Below are 16,739 nucleotides of genomic sequence, written 5' to 3' on the forward strand. Positions count from 1 at the left end.
AAATAAGCAGCATATTTAAAATACAAAATACGACTAAATTTTCTTAAAATTCAGTTAAAAAACCTAAATATCCTTTAAATCAGTTATTTGAAAGATATTCTTAGTGCACAATGATTTCTAAAGTGTAGAATGTAATCTCCATATGAAGATTTACTACACTTTTGAGGATTTAAAATGAAAGTGTACTACAATTTTTAGGAATGAACTATTTTAAACTATAATTAATGTTAGGTTAACCAGCACTTAATGGTTTATGTTGGACAAAGCTTATATAATCGAAAAGTTGCGTCAAATAGGAGGGAATTTGACAAGGGTTATTTTATTTAAATTAAAGGAGAACAAAATGAAAAAGAAATTATTAGTATTATCAGCAAGCGCAATTTTAGCGTCTAATTTTACATTTGATAACAATGCAAGTGCAGTGGTGAGTGAAAATGAATATAAGTCTAGTGCACTCTCAGTGGAAGGCAAGATAAATCCAGCGATATCCTTAGAAAGGTATCAAGATAATCTTGAAAGTTTAATAAACTCACTAAATGTAGAGGATTTTTCAGGTTACGACCAACCTGAGTATAAAAAAGCATATGAAAAATATCAAAAACGTTTTTTAGCTGAGCTAGATGCATTAAATAAGTTTATTGCCGAAGATACTAGAGAAGCAAAGTACATTCGTAAATATGATTCTGATAAAGTAGAGAAAAAACTAGGTTTAACTCAAGAGAGATATGAAAAAGTATATCAAAATCTAAAGCAAAATAGAGAAGATTTTGATGATGATGTAAAATCTGTCGAGAATAAAAATCAAGAGTTGAAAAGATTTAATGAATCAGACCAGGAAAATGCCAATAAAGAAATAGTGGATTTAGAAAACAAAGTACTTATGGTGGCAAAGGCATTTCCAGGTCAACATGAGGCTAGAGCTAATTTATATAATAAGTTAGATATGATTATGGCGTATGAAGAAGTAAAACCAAAAGAAATTATTTCCAAAAACATTCCTAGAAATAACAGGATGTTAGTAGATTTAAAAGAAGATTTAGAAACGATTATTGACGAATTTTTTGCAGAAATTGATTTAGCAAGACCGTCAAATATTCCTATGTTAACAGAAGATAACGAACATGATGTAAGTATAAGAAAAAAACTTAGAGAAGATGCTGAAAACGCTAAAAACAATCCAAATCTCGTTGAACCAGGCGTGCAACAACGTGCTGATAGCGCAGCTGAACGCTTAGCTAAAATGACAAAAGCCTCTAAAGAAGCAAAAGAAAATGCTGCTAAAGCAAAAGCGACTGTCAAAGCCTTACAAGCTCAAAAAGCACCAACAACGAAGAAATCCTATACAAAGAATCCAGATGCTTTTCCTCATAAACAATTAAAGCAACATCATGATTTAAAAAATGAACTTGTGATTAAAGAACCGACACAACAACTTCCGACTTATACGGTAACGACTGAAAGACAAACACAACCTGTATTAAAACAAAAACAACGTGAAGAAACATTTACTTTACCTATGGCACCCCGTCAAAGTCAACAACCTGCATTAAAAGGGATGAGTGGTGAATCAAACCATGTGACAACGGACGCTGACTCTAAACCGTCAAATCAATATGGTGGAAATGGTAACTTAATTGAATTTACCGAAGATACAACACCGAAGGCAAAGGGTGCAAACAACCAAAAACAAACAACAACTGAAGATACTACGCCCGAAGTTAAAGAAACTATTACAGAATCAAACGTTGTAGATATTGATCAATCTTCTTTCTATCAAAAATCAGGCTTTAAATATGGTTACAGTGAAAGTGATACTTCTGGTTACACTGATCGTGACAAACGAGTAATCAAGCGTAACCTTGTAAGAGAAGCAGAAGAAAAAGTGAATCAATATGTGAACTCACATTCTGCCCAAGATCTTGTGGCTGCACGTGAAAAAGTAAAAACGTTAGACCCAGCGCAACAAGCTCGCTTAAATAAACAAATTGATAAAATCTATAACGGCCAATATTAATAAGATAGCCAAAAAAGACTAGCAGATAAAAAGCTAGTCTTTTCTATTCAGGAAATGGCTCCATAGGTACGCTCGTATCGTTCGCCATTCCAGGATGCCCGGATTTTAAAGTTTCATACTCAGCATGCGCTTGATCTGCAGCGCTCCAACTTTCATTATAATTCCCTTCAGATTGTGATAAGTCTTGTGCTCTTTTAGCTTCCCATTCTCGTTGAGCCTCTGATACGTTACTGTCTTCTGTACCTGGCATGGCAAACATAGCATCTCCGTTTGGTAAAGAGGTGTGACTCGTTTCATTTGTGTTATTTGGGATAGACGTAGTTGCGTTTGAGTTATTGGGTAAAGCATTAGTTTCGTTCATATTTTGGTTCATCGTTTCACTACTTTGGTTTGTCATCGGTTCAACACTTTGAGTTTCATTCGAATAGGTTTTCTCTTGTTGTTTTTCTTTTTGCTTTTCTTTTGTGCTTTTTTCTTGTGTGATTTTAGAAGTAGATTCTTTGTTTTTCTCTTTGCTCTCGTCTTGATTACATCCAGTGAGTAATAATACACTTATGAGTGACGCAGTTCCTAAATATTTAATCAACATCATTATCCCCTTTGTTTCTTTTTCTATATTGTACAGTATACTATGAATGAGAAAAGGGGAGGATGACTTTGACTCTTGAAGACTATAATGGTGCTTTAGAGAGCAGACTTCATTTTAATACGTTTTTTCTGTTACAATAGCGCTAAATGACGAAGTAACGGGAGTGGCCATAATGAGTTACAAGGTAGTTTTACTTGATTTTGATGATACGTTGGTAGATTTTCATGATGCGGAGGTTCAAGCGTACGCTTATTTGATGGATCACTATAACGTGCCTACGCATAAAAGGGATTATGAGATGTTTAAAAAAATCAATCAAGCGCATTGGGAAGCATTCCAACGTGGAGAGATTACAAAAGCAGAAGTGTTAAGTCATCGATTTATTGAAACATTTAAGTATTATGAGATGGAGGTCGACGGGCATCAAGCGGATGTTACTTTTCGTGATGGTTTAGCGACGGCACAAATTAAGTGGCTTGACGGTGTGGAAGCGGCGCTAGATTATTTAAAGACGAAGTATACGCTAGCCATTGTGACGAATGGTGTAACAGACACGCAAAAACGGCGTATTGCCCAAACAGATTTAATGAATTATATCGCCCATTTGTTTGTTTCTGATGAGATGGGGACACAAAAGCCGAGTAAAGATTTTTTCGATATCGTTTATAAAACGATGCCAGAATTTCAAAAACAAGATTTTATCATTATCGGTGATTCTCTCACCTCTGACATTCAAGGTGGGATGAATGGAGGTATAGATACCGTTTGGTATAACCATCGCAATGTGGAGAATAACACGCCAATTACACCGACTTATACTTTGAAATCAATGAAAGATATTCAACAGATTCTGTAAAATGAAAGGCAAGAAACTCAATCAAGAGCTTCTTGCCTATTTTTAATAGCCATTTTCACGATTCATAATATCTGAGACACGATTATTATATTCTTCTTGAGGCAATCCTTGAAAATCTTTTTGATAAGTCAAATCCTCAATTTCTTTTTGAGCTTGTGGTGACATCCCTTCAGTTGTGAAATCAGTCGCAGGCATACTGTTTAAATCAATCTTACCATTAGCTTGTGTTTCTTGATTATAGTTAGATGAAGCCTGAGAGATGTCATTTTGATTTTGTTGTGGTGCTTGAGTAGACATATTATTTTGGTTACTCACCGCAGCTTCTTGAGCGCCTTGATTTGTAGTATTATCAGTAGTCTCACTAGTTTCTTGAGTGACTTGATTTGCGGAGTTATCAGTGTTAGTAGTGACTTCATTAGCTTGTGTTTTATTTTCTTCTTTTTCTTTTTTCTTATTTTCTTTAGATTTTTCCTTATGTTTATCAGAAACTTCAGTTTTTGTTTTGTCCTCTTTTTGACTTTTTTTCTCCTCTTCTGCCCCACATGCAGTGAGTGCAAAAGCCATTGTCAAAATTGAAAAAATAGATAGTGCTTTTCTCATTACGATATCCCCTTCGCTCTTTTATATTGTTCTACATTATTTTACTATGTTTTCTTTACATTGTGTCATCAAATTTTCACATTTTCTAGCTTTCTCATGATATAGAAGAAAAAGATTCGAAATTCATTTATTTGTTTAATTGATAATGATTATCACTATTGACAGAACTATTTAAAATAAGTATTATGTTCTTAAATCGTTATCATTACGATTTGTACATTGAACAATTGCTTTTCAAAGGAGATTAGTTGATGAAAGATATTGTTCATTTTTCTAAATTTAATCCGTCTGGAAATATGACGGTGTTAGTAGATTCTGAACATGATTGCACGGACTATGTGAGGATTGCGAATCAGTTAATGCGAACGTCACATGTTTGTTGTGAACAGGTGGGCTTTATTTTGAAGCCACAATCAGGAAACGATCTCTACCATTTACGTATGAGTGGCAATGAGTTTTGTGGTAATGCGACATTATCGATGTTGCATTACTTGAAAGAGCGTCAGTGGGTCGAGGAGGGTCAGTTATCCCTTCAAGTTTCAGGGGTGACAGAACCGACGACTTGCGTGATTCATGGATTAGGGGATTATGAGGCGACGTTACCGCCACCTTTAAGTTATGAATGGATCTCTGTACATTTAGGTGATGAAAATGTCGATGCGTTAAAAATTGAGTATGCCTCTTATTGTCATTTTGTTGTTCCAATAACAATTTATGATGAAAGGATGCGTCAACAAGTGGAAGCATTCGTCACCTCTGAAGTGTGGCCGAATCATTTTAAAACGGTGGGGATACTGCTGTATCACGTTTCGAAACGTCAATTGTATCCACTCATTTATGTGCCTGAACTTGGCAGTGTGATTTGGGAACAAAGTTGTGGCTCGGGCACAGGTTCTATCGGCGTATTTGAAGCCTTGCACGAAGCAAAGGGGCAAACGGATGTCATTGTACATCAACCGGGTGGGGCATTGCGCACCTATGTAACGCTTAAGGAGAAGATACACATTTCAATAAGGGGAAACGTTAAAACCGTCGCGACGGGGATGGCTTATATAGAATAGGAGAGTATTATGACACAAAATATCCAACTCGAGACAGAAATGGAACTAGAACTTGCAACGTTTTATCGGAATTTTGTGGCACATTATCAAAAAGTTGCCCTTAATTTTGAATCAATTTCAGAGCTTGAACGCGAAGTCGATGTGTTCAGTCGATACATATTAAATGAAAACAATACGACGCGTTTTCATGATTGGCAGCAGACACAAGCCCACCCACCAAGCATTGTGCCAGCCCTTGCCGATATTACAGCCAAATGTGTGAAATTAATGGAAGTTTTACGTGCGAAACGTCACATTTTAGGCGAAGCGACTGAAACGACGTATTTTCAAAACATTGAACATTGTATTCAGGAAGAATTTGGTCAATTCGCTATCACTGCGAATGATACGGTCTTGTTAGTCGGCTCCGGTGCATTTCCGATGACCCCCATTCAAATAGCGAAAGAAACGGGGGCTAAAGTGATTGGTATTGATATTGATGCAGAAGCGATTGAATATGGCCGTCAAATTGTGGCCGATTTAGCGCCGCAAGCCTCGATCGAATTGTATCAGGCGACGGTCGATCAACTGCCACAAATTCAAGAAGTGACGCACGTCATTTTTAGCTCGACCGTCCCAGTGAAATACGATATTTTAGCACAACTGTATGCACTCACAGGTCCAGAGACTGTAGTGTCAATGCGTTATGGCAATGACTTAAAATCGATTTTTAATTATCCGAAGCGAGAGACAAACGCACATCAATGGGTGTGTGTCGATGAAGTCATTCAGCCAAATCAAATTTTCGATATTGCCTTATATCAAAAAGCAGATGTAGTGAAAGGTGTGGGCGCATGAAGACGCGTATTTTAATCATGGGGACAGGCCCTGTGGCAGTACAGTTAGGGGTACTTTTTCATCGCTATCTTCAAGCTGAAGTGGCCTTTGTCAGTCGGAGCCACGTCTCTATGCGTTCAAAACAATTTGTCGATGCAGTGCGTCAGGCAGGATATGTTAAAGCAACGGTTCAAAATGAGCAACACCTCAAATTGACCGGTGAAATGACCCCAAGTAACGTTTTCCCATCGTATGAGGCGGTTGAGGGGACATTTGATTTGCTCGTGTTAGCGTGTACTGCTGATGCCTACACCGCTACATTACGACAATTGCCTGATAGCGTGTTACAACAGGTTGAAAGTGTATTGCTCGTGTCACCGACGATGGGCTCGAACTTAATTGTACGCGCCGCGCTTCAGACTATACAACCGAATGTGGAAGTCATAAGTTGTTCGACGTATTTAGGTGATACACGAGTGACGAATGCGGATCACCCGCATGAAGTGATGACGATGGGATTAAAGAAACATTTGTATCTTGGTTCTTCACAGGCGTCGTCAGCATGGATGACGTGTTTAGCGCAACTTTTCGCACAAATTGATTTGCCGATTACGTGTGTGTCGGATGCTATCGAGGCTGAATCACGCAACAGTTCGTTATATGTGCATCCAGCACTTTTTATGAACACACATGCGTTACAGGCGATATTTTACGGAACAAAGGTGCCTTTTTACGTTTACAAGTTATATCCAGAAGGCCCAATTACGATGGATTTGATTCATGAAATGAGAGAGATGTGGCAAGAGATTTCCGCCATTTTACAAGCAATGGACGTTCAACCGTTGAATTTATTGCGCTTTATGGTGGAAGAAAACTACCCCTTACGTCCTGAAACGATGGATACGTCACGTATTGCACAATTTGAATCATTTCCTGCCATTGAGCAAGAGTATTTATTGTATGTACGTTATACGGGAATATTGATTGATCCTTTTTCTACACCGGACGTGCAAGGTTTTTATGATGATTTTTCTGCCGTCCCTTTCCGGAAAATTAGTCAAAACCAAGCAGGTATATGGGAAATACCACGCATGCCGTATGAAGATTATTACCGAACAAAAATCATACAAGGCCTCGGCCGTACACTCAATATTGAAACACCGATGATTGATGTTTTACTCAGTCGCTATGAAACAGCGCTTCAACAGTTTAACTCCGAGCAACCGCATTTAAAGAAATCACAGCAATTTTTTCCACAAGCGTTTGAAGACGATATGGCCTGTATTCAACAAGGACTAAACGCGCACTAAGGAAAAAATGGAATGAAAGGAATAAGAGCATGAAACAGACATTCAAATGGTTTATTTTAGCATTAACGACACTCGTGGTATTAGCCGCTTGTGGCAATACGAAGGCACTTGAACAAAAGAAGGAAGACAAAAATATTACGTACGCCACTTCTAAAGACATTGGGGATATGAACCCCCACGTCTACGGTGGATCGATGTCAGCGCAAGGGATGGTGTACGAATCATTAGTAGATAATACACAAAAAGGCATTCAACCTCTGCTCGCAAAGTCATGGGAGGTCTCTGAAGACGGTAAAACGTACACGTTCCATTTACGTGAAAGAGTTAAATTCCATGATGGCACACCCTTTAACGCAGAAGCAGTGAAAAAGAACTTTGACGCAGTTCAAGCAAACAAGTCACTTCATTCATGGATTAAATTATCAACGATTATCGATAAAACGGAAGTCAAAGATGACCATACTTTTGTCTTAACATTAAAAGAACCTTACAACGCGACGTTAGAAGAGCTTGCGATGACACGACCTTATGTGTTTGTTTCTCCAAAAGCATTTAAAAATGGCGGGACGAAAGAGGGATTGAAAACGTTCAGTGGTACAGGTCCATACAAATTAAAAGCTCATCAAAAAGATGAAAGTGCGACATTCGAACGTAATGAGGACTATTGGGGTGGTACGCCTAAACTGAAAAGTATTGTCGCAAAAGTATTACCAGCAGGCGAAACTTCTTTCTTAGCGTTACAAAAAGGGGAAGTCAACTTTGCGTTTACGGATGACCGCGGTGCAGACAATATTGATAATGAAGCGGTAAAACAACTTACAGATTCAGGTGATTACGCATTAAAACGCAGCCAACCGATGAATACAAAAATGATTGTTGCGAACTCTGGGAAAAAAGACAGCCCAGCCCAAGACAAAGCGGTGCGTTTAGCGTTATGGCAAAGTGTGGATCAAAAGAGCATCTCAGATAAAATTTTAGATAAAACTGAAAAACCAGCACAGACGTTGTTCTCTAAAAACGTGCCTCACGCAGATATCGATTTACCTGAACGTCAATTTGATTTAAACAAAGCGGCTAAAACTTTAGATGAAGCCGGTTGGAAACAAGAGAAAAAAGGGGAGTTGCGTCAAAAAGACGGTCAAAAGTTAGAAATGAAATTATATTACGACAACAACTCGAATTCTCAAAAACAAGAAGCTGAATTTATCCAAGCGAAAGCAGAAGAAATTGGCATGAAATTACACATTGTGGGTGAAACTTCAGACAAAATTGCAGAACGCCGTACATCAGGAGATTATGATTTATTATTCAACCAAACATGGGGCTTACAATATGACCCACAAAGCACAATTTCAGCGTTTAAAGCAGACACTGGATATAAATCTGCCACATCAGGTATCGACAATAAAGAAGCGTTATACCAAAACATTGATGACGCATTAAAAACGCAAGATGCGAAAGAACAAGATAAAAAGTATCATGACATTTTAACGACAGTGCACGACGAAGCCATTTTTATCCCAATTTCACACGGGAAAATGACGGTTATTGCACCTAAAGATTTAAAAGGCATTACATTTAAACAATCACAATACGAATTACCATTTGAACAAATGGATTACAAATAGGGATGTGACACCATGGGATACAGTATCGTTAAACGGTTATTACTGACCCTGCCTTTGCTCCTTATCATCAGTTTTCTTACATTTGCTTTAACTAGGCTATCCAATGAAGATCCAGCCGTTGTTATTTTACATGCGCAAGAAGTGCCGAATATTACACAAAGCCTTATTGAGGAAACACGAGCGAAGTATGGTCTGAATGACCCTTTTCTCGTGCAATATTGGGAATGGCTAAAAGACGCGTTACAGTTCAAATTTGGACAAAGTTTTGTGACGGGTGACGAAGTGAGCACACGTGTGTGGCCTGCATTCTTCAATACGCTGAAACTGACGCTCGTTTCAAGTGCAGTGATTATTACGATGTCTCTCTTGCTTGGGACACTCACTGCCTTGTTACGTGGGACATGGTTTGACCGTGTCACACGTAGCGTGGCGTTTGTATTAACAGCGATTCCGTCTTACTGGTTAGCGGCGATGTTAATTATTTACGTCTCTGTGCGTATGAACTTATTGCCGACCTCAGGTTTAACTGGTCCAGAAAGTTATGTATTACCGGTATTAACGATTTCTCTCGGTTACATTGGCATTTATTTTAGAAATGTGAGAAGCGCAATGATTCAACAACTTGATCAAGATTATGTGTTGTATGCACGTGCGATGGGGGTTGGCTTTCCAACGATTGTCCTCCAAGTCATTCGTAATGCGATGCAAGTGGTGGTCTCTATCTTTTGTATGTCTATTCCCATTATTTTGGGAGGCTCTGTCGTGATTGAAAATATCTTTGCTTGGCCAGGCATGGGACAACTGAGCGTCAAGGCCGTGATGGAACAAGATTTTCCGATCATTCAAGCTTACGTCTTAATCATTTCTGTCTTATTCATCTTATTGAATACGTTGGCAGATATCATTAATATGTGGCTCAATCCTAAGTTAAGGGAGGGCGGTTAAATGATAGTCCTTCAACGTTTATGGCAAGATCGCGGCGCAAAATTCGCGCTCTTTGTGATTGGCTTGTATCTCGTATTAGGCATTTGTGCGCCTTTTGTAACGCCCTATACGCCTACTGCTGTCGACATTCAAAATAAATTTGCAGGGATGTCCCTTGCGCATTGGCTAGGGACGGATCATTTAGGGCGAGACATCTTAACCCGTCTGATTTATGCGATTCGCCCAAGTCTAATGTTAGTACTTGCTGCACTCCTTTGTGCCGTTTTCATCGGTATGGTGCTAGGTTTTATCGCAGGATACTTTGGCAAGTGGGTGGATACTTGTTTAATGCGTGCTTGTGATATTATGTTGTCATTTCCGACATATGTGATGACGCTCGCTTTAATTGGCGTCCTCGGTATTGGTTTAAAAAGTATTTTCGTCGCATTTATCATTACGCGTTGGGCATGGTTTTGTCGCATCATTAGAACAAGTGTCATGCAGTATCGTGACTCTGATGACGTAAAATTTGCGCGTGCCATTGGTTTATCCCATACACGCATTATTGTGACGCATATTTTACCGCTCACTTTAGCGGATATTGCCGTTATCTCTTCAAGTTCAATGGTGTCGATGATTTTACAAATTTCAGGTTTCTCATTTTTAGGGTTAGGTGTGAAAGCGCCTACTGCGGAATGGGGCATGATGATGAATGAGGCCCGCAAAGTGATGTTCAGTCATCCAGAGCTGATGTTTGCGCCTGGAATAGCCATTATTGTGATTGTCCTTGCTTTTAATTTCTTATCAGATGCCATTCAAATTGCGGTTGATCCAAAGCTATCGAAACAACAAGTAAAACAACGTGTGAAAAGAGGAGTGATGTCATGAGTTCACCGATTTTAGATGTCCAAAAATTAACGCTCATCGATGGCCATACGAACCAGGTGCTTGTGCATCACTGTTCATTCACATTGGAAAAAGGTAGAATACTGGCGATTATCGGTGAAAGTGGCAGCGGCAAATCTATTACGTGTAAAGCCCTGCTCGGATTGAATGAACCGAACATTAATATGAGTGGTAAAGCCCTTTTTAACGACATTTCTTTATTAGACCAAACTGAAGCACAATTACGGCGCATCCGTGGTCAAGAGATTGCGATGATTATGCAACAAGGCGGAACGGCCTTCAATCCATCATTTACGCTTGGTTATCAGATGCGTACGATATTAAAAAGTCATCATATTACGCAAAAAGCAGAGCAACAAGCCTTACTGAAAAAATATTTTGATATGCTTGGGTTACATGATTTCAAGCGGATTATGCAAGCGTATCCACATGAATTGTCTGGAGGTATGCTACAACGTTTGATGATTGTGGTGGCGCTTGCATTAAAGCCGGAGTTGATCATTGCAGATGAACCGACAACGGCGCTAGATGTTATTACCCAATATGAAGTGTTAAAAGAATTTCAACATATTAAAGAAGCGGTCGGGTGTGCCATGATTTTCATCTCACATGATTTAGCGGTCGTTAAACATATTGCGGATGATGTGCTCGTAATGAAAAATGGCGATGTGATTGAGTATGGACCGGTAAAAGACGTTTTAGACCACCCGCAACATGCGTATACACAATATCTTGTGAATGCCCGTCAAAAATTGACGTCGTATTTTGAAAAAGTGAGGGATGACCGTCCATGCTAAGTGTTCAAGATGTGAAAAAATCTTATCGTGATAAAGGCTTGCGTCGATACCGAGAAGTGGTGAAAGGAGTCTGTTTCTCATGTGCTAAAGGAGAAAGTATTGGCATCATTGGTGAAAGTGGCAGCGGAAAATCCACGCTTGGTCGCATGATTCTTGGCATTGAAAAACCGAATCATGGACGTGTCGAAATTAACGGTCAATGTGTTTGTCGACGGGACGTGCGACAAGGACAAATGAGTGCGGTTTTTCAAAATTACAAATCGTCATTACATCCATACTTTAATGTAGAACAAATTTTGAAAGAGCCACTCAAACAATTGAATTTATCAGCAGAAGCACGCCAAGAGGAAATGATTCGTTTACTTGAAGAGGTCGGACTCGATGAAAGTTTTCTCAAACGTTATCCTCAAATGATGTCTGGTGGAGAAGCACAACGTGTAGCGATTGCCCGGGCCATTAGCACAAAACCAGATTATTTGGTACTAGATGAAGCGATTAGTGCGTTGGATATGTCTATCCAAACGCAAATATTAGATTTATTAGTTTGTTTACGAGAAGAATATCAGCTCAGTTATATTTTCATTACCCATGATATTCAAGCAGCCACGTATTTATGTGACCGTTTACTGATTTTCAAAGAAGGTGAGGTCCAAGAAACGTTATCCAAACACCGCATTCATGAAGCACAACACGAATATACGCGGGCGTTGCTTGAAAAACAACTTATATAATAGGAGGCGACGTAATGAAAGGCGCGCTTGCTTGGCCTTTTTTAAGGCTTTATATATTAGCGCTATTTTTCTTTAGTGCAAATGCAATCCTTAATGTGATGATCCCGTTAAAGGGGCATGACTTTGGCGCGACGAATACAACGATTGGTATCGTTATGGGGGCCTACATGTTAACAGCTATGCTCTTTCGTCCGTGGGCAGGCCATGTGATTGCGAACATCGGACCTATCAAAATTTTAAGACTCATCCTAGTGATTAACGGCATTGCCCTCATCATGTATGGCTTTACGGGGTTAGAAGGTTACTTTATTTCCCGGGTAATGCAAGGGGTCTGTACGGCCTTTTTCTCTATGGCTTTACAAATTGGAATCATTGACGCCCTCCCTGAGGAAGACCGTGCGCAAGGGATTTCCTTGTATTCGCTATTTTCATACATACCAGGGGTCATCGGACCGCTTATTGCAGTGGGTATCTGGCAAATGGATAACATGAGTTATTTTGCTGTTGCGATGATTATCATTGCAGTGACGACAGGGGTATTTGGTTTTAGCGCAACGTTAGACACAAACGTTCAGGATGAGCCTCAACCCCAAAAGAAAGAGACGCTTCCTTATGGTCCTGTCTCCGTTTTTTTACAATTTTTCAAAAACGAATTTTTATTTAAAGCAGGATTAGTTATGTTAGTGGCGTCTATTGGGTTTGGTGCCGTCGCAACATTCATCGTATTATATACGCAGACATACGGTGTTGGCCACGCGGGACTTTTCCTTGCGATTCAAGCGATTACCGTCGTTTTAGCACGATTTTACTTGCGACAGTATATTCCTTCTGACGGACGTTGGCATGTAGGATTTATGGTAAAAGTGATGAGTTTACTCACACTTGCAGTATTGGGTATTGCAGTAGGGCACACGATTGGGTCACTTGTCCTCTATGTGAGTGCCGTATTAATTGGAATTGCCCAAGCCTTGATTTATCCCACACTGACCTCATTCTTAAGTTTCAAACTGCCTAAATATGGACGCAACATGTTGCTCGGTTTATTTATTGCAACAGCGGATTTAGGAGTTTCCTTAGGTTCCGCGTTAATGGGTCCGATTGCCGACCTTACAAACTATGCAGTCATGTACTTCATTTGTGGGATCATGCTACTGACAACAACCCTCTTTTGTATAGAACGCCGCGCACGATTTATCGATAAAACCGAGTCAACACGAGTTTCATAATAAAGAAATGTTCAAAAAGAAGTTTTGAGAACACCCCCTAATGAATGAAACATTTTAAATATAGAAATTTCTATGAGCAATGGTGAATATTTGTCATCATTGCTCGTTTTTATGCTACATCGTCCTTCATATTATTCGGGAAACGGAACGCATAAGTGTTTTATTAAAGAATCATTCAAAAATTCATCGATAAAAAAAGGTTATATTCAATGTATATTTTTCTTTTGCGTCACTTAAAAATCTACAAAATATGATAAATTATTAAAAAACATAGAGAAAGATTGAAAAAATGCACCTAAACAGGGTATATTAGTAAGACGAGCACACTAAAAAAGACCGGAAGTGGGGTTCCGGCCTACACTAATAGCACGTGCTAAGAGGATTATTGCTGTTAGAAATTGAAATAATTAGGATTGTCTGTATCAAAACTTGGAAAATGATAGACAGTCGAGCATTTTCAATTTCTAACATGTAATGATTATAAAACATGAACATTAGAAACAAATTAAAAATGCTCAAATTATTTAACTTTTTCTCTATATGTTCAAAAACTTTTCCAAAAAGGACAGATAGGCATCTTATATGTCTTTTTATAGGACGTGCTATTTTAGTGTTGTGTTTCACTTAGTTTACACGTGAAATGGAGTGTGTTACGCTATATAATGTTAAATAAATTGAATAGATGTTAATGTTTTCTAGGGTTCCGTATTCAGTTGAATAGTCTGGTCCGAGAGAAAACCCATGTGAAACGCTCTTCACATGACACGGAAGGACAAAAGCCTGGGAGATTTATGTATACATAAGTCTCTCAGGTTCTTTTATTGGGAGGAGATGAAACGTGAACTGGTTGAAAGTGATTGTAGGCGCGATTTTTGAAGTAGGATGGGTCGTTGGATTGACGCATGCGACCACTCCTTTAGAGTGGCTGCTGACAGTTGTTGCCATCACGCTTAGTTTTGTACTGTTACTCAATGCGACGAAACATCTTCCGGTCGGGACGGCGTATGCGACGTTTGTAGGTTTAGGAACATCGGGAGTGACCCTCATGGATTTCATAATATTTGGAGAACCGTTTAACTTCATAAAGATTTTATTGATTTTCATCCTGCTCTTAGGAGTGATTGGTTTGAAAATGGCGACGACAGAGGAGGCGAACTAAATGGCTTGGCTCATATTGATTTTAGCAGGAGCATTTGAGATGCTAGGTGTCGTTTTTATGAATATGTATGCCGTACAAAAGAAAAAGTGGGCAATTTTAGCGGTCGCGCTTACTTTTGTGCTTAGTTTTTCAACTTTGTCGTTGGCACTTCAATCTATTCCGATGAGTACGGGGTATGCTGTATGGACTGGAATTGGAGCTGTTGGAGGCGCCTTAGTCGGGATTTTGTTTTATGGTGAAAGTAAAAATGCACTCCGTTTAGCGTGTATTTTTGTCATTTTAGCGTGCACGATAGGTTTAAAATTATTAAGTTAATGAGAAGCAATAGAAAGGAAGATAAAGATGATGAAATTTATAGGATCATGGCTTATTTTGAGTGTTTTAGGATTTTTAGTGTTAACGGTATTGGCTGTTTTAGGACATGGTTTTGATTGGATGAATACCGTGATAGTTGCTGTGTTATTAGGATTACTACTAACATGGACAATGCATCCAATGATGCCGAAAGATTTTCTCGGTCAACATCGCTAAACGTTAGCGTTTGAAAAATGAACACCGTGGAATAACACAAAGGCTAACTTTTCACATGAAGGAGGTATGAGATGAGTATCATCAATATATTATCTGCCGTGGGTTCGGTTGGTACTTTTATTATGGCGTTATTCTACTTTGTTTCAGTGTCGATACAACTGTACCAAATGAAAATGAGTTTCCTACCTGCACTCGGATTTAATCAAATCCTCATGACACGTGACAGTGATGGATTGACATTGAGAAATACAACAGATCGAGATAATGAACAATTAGGCGATGACTTTTTAAAGTTATATAATATGGGGGCTGGCGCAGCAAAGGAACTGCAAATTGCGATTTATGTAGACGAAGATGATATTTTGCAAGAGAAATATGCCAGCATTTTACCGAGCAAAGAAGGGTATATGTTGCCCATCAACAAGCAAGTGTTTAAAGAGTTAGAAAGCACGATACGTCAAAATGGTTATGAATCAAATCTGAAAATTAAAATTCAGTTTAAGCATAACGCAAGTCGAAAACGCCAAACAATTTATTTAAAAGGAAAAATCGACCAATTTAACAGTTATCAAGACCGTGAAGTTTACGAACTTCAATTTATTCAAACGGTAGAAAAAGATAAAATGTAACGCAAAAAGCACAAACGTCAAAGTTAAATAGACGTTTGTGCTTTTTGATGTTCGTAATGTAAAAGTGTATAAGCCATTGCGAGATGCGGTGTGTTTAATTGATGCTTAATCGCACACTGATAAAGATACCCTTGAATATTTTCAACTTCTAAAGGGCGTTGATGCATTAAATCATAGTACATACTTGTTCCCATATCATCAGGATATCCAGCATAGATGTGCATGATGTCCTCAACTAAAGATGGCGCAAAATCAATGCCTTCTGCCTGTGCTACTTGTCGCCCTTCTTCTATTAAATGACGGCACAACTCTGTCATAGCATCATCTTGGAGTACTTTGGCGGTCTCTCTTGCTAATGCGGTGACGGAGTTAATACCTAAATTGACAAGTAATTTGTACCAGATGTGAGTGTCAATATCAGATTCAAGTCGCAAATCCAATTGGGAAGGTTTCACGATATCTTGAAGTGCTTGTGTTGAAGGATTTTGTTGGATAAGAAGGCGGTAGTCACGAAAATGGGTGACTTGTTGCGCCTCTTTTTGTCCACTAATATAAACGACGGCAGGATAGACATGAGGGTGCGAGATTTTTTGATGTTGTCCGTAGCCATTTTGCGCAAGGATAATTCGTGTATTTGGATGAATCAAACGCGTAATATCAGGTAAAATCGCATCCAGTTGTGTCGTTTTAACCGCAATCATCAGCCAATCATAACGTTTTTTCGTATTTTGAAGTGCTTTCACTTTGATGGTATGTGTTTCTGAAGTGGCGTACTCATGAAAAGTAAGTGTTTCATCGCGTCGACCTAAAAGATCAACGTCTAGCGCGCAATTTTCGAGCGCATGTGCGAGGGAGGTACCCACTGCGCCAGGACCAATAATTGCTAAAGTAGTCATATCAGTTGCTCCTTTATTTGAATCAGATATACTTATCATAAAGTATATCAAAAAAGGGTGAGTACG

Annotated in this window: 18 protein-coding genes and 1 riboswitch; of the genes, 15 read left to right on the top strand and 3 right to left on the bottom strand. The window is 38.9% G+C overall.

Features of this window, described 5'->3' with window-relative positions; all coding sequences use genetic code 11:
* Nucleotides 1–343: 343 nt before the first annotated feature.
* A complete protein-coding gene (locus G8Y84_RS01045; protein ID WP_165806057.1) occupies nt 344–2,014 on the top strand; it encodes a coagulase domain-containing protein in 1,671 nt (556 codons plus the stop codon).
* Nucleotides 2,015–2,057: 43 nt separating this feature from the next.
* Here G8Y84_RS01045 and G8Y84_RS01050 read toward each other — a convergent pair whose 3' ends face one another.
* A complete protein-coding gene (locus G8Y84_RS01050; RefSeq protein WP_133170499.1) occupies nt 2,058–2,600 on the bottom strand; it encodes a hypothetical protein in 543 nt (180 codons plus the stop codon).
* A 175-nt stretch (nt 2,601–2,775) separates the two neighbouring features.
* On the opposite strand from G8Y84_RS01050, the gene G8Y84_RS01055 reads away from it, so the two are divergent.
* On the top strand, nt 2,776–3,459 hold the full coding sequence (locus G8Y84_RS01055; RefSeq protein WP_037575495.1) for a YjjG family noncanonical pyrimidine nucleotidase: 684 nt from the start codon (nt 2,776–2,778) through the stop codon (nt 3,457–3,459).
* A 42-nt stretch (nt 3,460–3,501) separates the two neighbouring features.
* On the opposite strand, the gene G8Y84_RS01060 is transcribed toward G8Y84_RS01055, so the two are convergent.
* Entirely contained in the window at nt 3,502–4,059 is a 558-nt protein-coding gene (locus G8Y84_RS01060; RefSeq protein WP_037575497.1) for a hypothetical protein, read from the bottom strand.
* Between the two features lie 251 nt (nt 4,060–4,310).
* Between G8Y84_RS01060 and cntK the strand changes: the two genes are divergently transcribed.
* The 13 genes from cntK (at nt 4,311) to G8Y84_RS01125 (ending at nt 15,777) form a co-directional block, all read left to right on the top strand.
* Nucleotides 4,311–5,120 carry a histidine racemase CntK gene (gene cntK, locus G8Y84_RS01065; RefSeq protein WP_105996855.1) on the top strand — a complete coding sequence of 270 codons (810 nt, stop codon included), beginning with the start codon at nt 4,311–4,313 and terminating at the stop codon, nt 5,118–5,120.
* A 9-nt stretch (nt 5,121–5,129) separates the two neighbouring features.
* Complete coding sequence (cntL, locus tag G8Y84_RS01070) at nt 5,130–5,957, top strand: staphylopine biosynthesis enzyme CntL (protein WP_037575500.1); 828 nt, start codon at nt 5,130–5,132, stop codon at nt 5,955–5,957.
* Nucleotides 5,954–7,246 carry an opine metallophore biosynthesis dehydrogenase gene (locus G8Y84_RS01075; protein WP_105996854.1) on the top strand — a complete coding sequence of 431 codons (1,293 nt, stop codon included), beginning with the start codon at nt 5,954–5,956 and terminating at the stop codon, nt 7,244–7,246. The genes cntL and G8Y84_RS01075 overlap by 4 nt, the downstream gene beginning before the upstream one ends.
* 29 nt (nt 7,247–7,275) lie before the next feature.
* The gene (gene cntA / locus G8Y84_RS01080; RefSeq protein ID WP_105996853.1) at nt 7,276–8,874 is read left to right on the top strand and encodes a staphylopine-dependent metal ABC transporter substrate-binding lipoprotein; all 1,599 of its coding nucleotides are present in this window, start codon (nt 7,276–7,278) and stop codon (nt 8,872–8,874) included.
* Nucleotides 8,875–8,886: 12 nt separating this feature from the next.
* Nucleotides 8,887–9,819: a nickel/cobalt ABC transporter permease gene (opp1B, locus tag G8Y84_RS01085; protein WP_037575506.1), complete on the top strand. Its 933-nt coding sequence runs from the start codon at nt 8,887–8,889 to the stop codon at nt 9,817–9,819.
* Nucleotides 9,820–10,686 (top strand): staphylopine uptake ABC transporter permease subunit CntC, encoded by an 867-nt coding sequence (gene cntC / locus G8Y84_RS01090; protein ID WP_037575508.1) that lies wholly within the window; start codon nt 9,820–9,822, stop codon nt 10,684–10,686. It abuts the gene before it with no gap.
* The gene (cntD, locus tag G8Y84_RS01095) at nt 10,683–11,501 is read left to right on the top strand and encodes a staphylopine uptake ABC transporter ATP-binding protein CntD (protein WP_105996852.1); all 819 of its coding nucleotides are present in this window, start codon (nt 10,683–10,685) and stop codon (nt 11,499–11,501) included. Before cntC ends, cntD begins: the two co-directional genes overlap by 4 nt.
* Nucleotides 11,495–12,232 (top strand): ABC transporter ATP-binding protein, encoded by a 738-nt coding sequence (locus G8Y84_RS01100; RefSeq protein ID WP_165806058.1) that lies wholly within the window; start codon nt 11,495–11,497, stop codon nt 12,230–12,232. The genes cntD and G8Y84_RS01100 overlap by 7 nt, the downstream gene beginning before the upstream one ends.
* Before the next feature lie 14 nt (nt 12,233–12,246).
* Entirely contained in the window at nt 12,247–13,458 is a 1,212-nt protein-coding gene (cntE, locus tag G8Y84_RS01105) for a staphylopine family metallophore export MFS transporter CntE (RefSeq protein WP_037575515.1), read from the top strand.
* A gap of 684 nt (nt 13,459–14,142) precedes the next feature.
* Nucleotides 14,143–14,247, top strand: a riboswitch (guanidine-I (ykkC/yxkD leader).
* Between the two features lie 49 nt (nt 14,248–14,296).
* Nucleotides 14,297–14,617 carry a DMT family transporter gene (locus tag G8Y84_RS01110; RefSeq protein ID WP_037575517.1) on the top strand — a complete coding sequence of 107 codons (321 nt, stop codon included), beginning with the start codon at nt 14,297–14,299 and terminating at the stop codon, nt 14,615–14,617.
* A complete protein-coding gene (locus G8Y84_RS01115; RefSeq protein WP_037575519.1) occupies nt 14,618–14,932 on the top strand; it encodes a DMT family transporter in 315 nt (104 codons plus the stop codon).
* A gap of 27 nt (nt 14,933–14,959) precedes the next feature.
* On the top strand, nt 14,960–15,148 hold the full coding sequence (locus tag G8Y84_RS01120; RefSeq protein WP_037575523.1) for a hypothetical protein: 189 nt from the start codon (nt 14,960–14,962) through the stop codon (nt 15,146–15,148).
* Between the two features lie 77 nt (nt 15,149–15,225).
* A complete protein-coding gene (locus G8Y84_RS01125) occupies nt 15,226–15,777 on the top strand; it encodes a hypothetical protein (RefSeq protein WP_037575601.1) in 552 nt (183 codons plus the stop codon).
* A gap of 23 nt (nt 15,778–15,800) precedes the next feature.
* On the opposite strand, the gene G8Y84_RS01130 is transcribed toward G8Y84_RS01125, so the two are convergent.
* Nucleotides 15,801–16,673, bottom strand: coding sequence for an oxidoreductase (locus G8Y84_RS01130; protein WP_105996851.1), 873 nt, complete (start codon nt 16,671–16,673; stop codon nt 15,801–15,803).
* Nucleotides 16,674–16,739: the final 66 nt, after the last annotated feature.

This window comes from Staphylococcus sp. 11511212, from assembly GCF_011394755.1.
Classification (GTDB): Bacteria; Bacillota; Bacilli; order Staphylococcales; family Staphylococcaceae; genus Staphylococcus; species Staphylococcus chromogenes.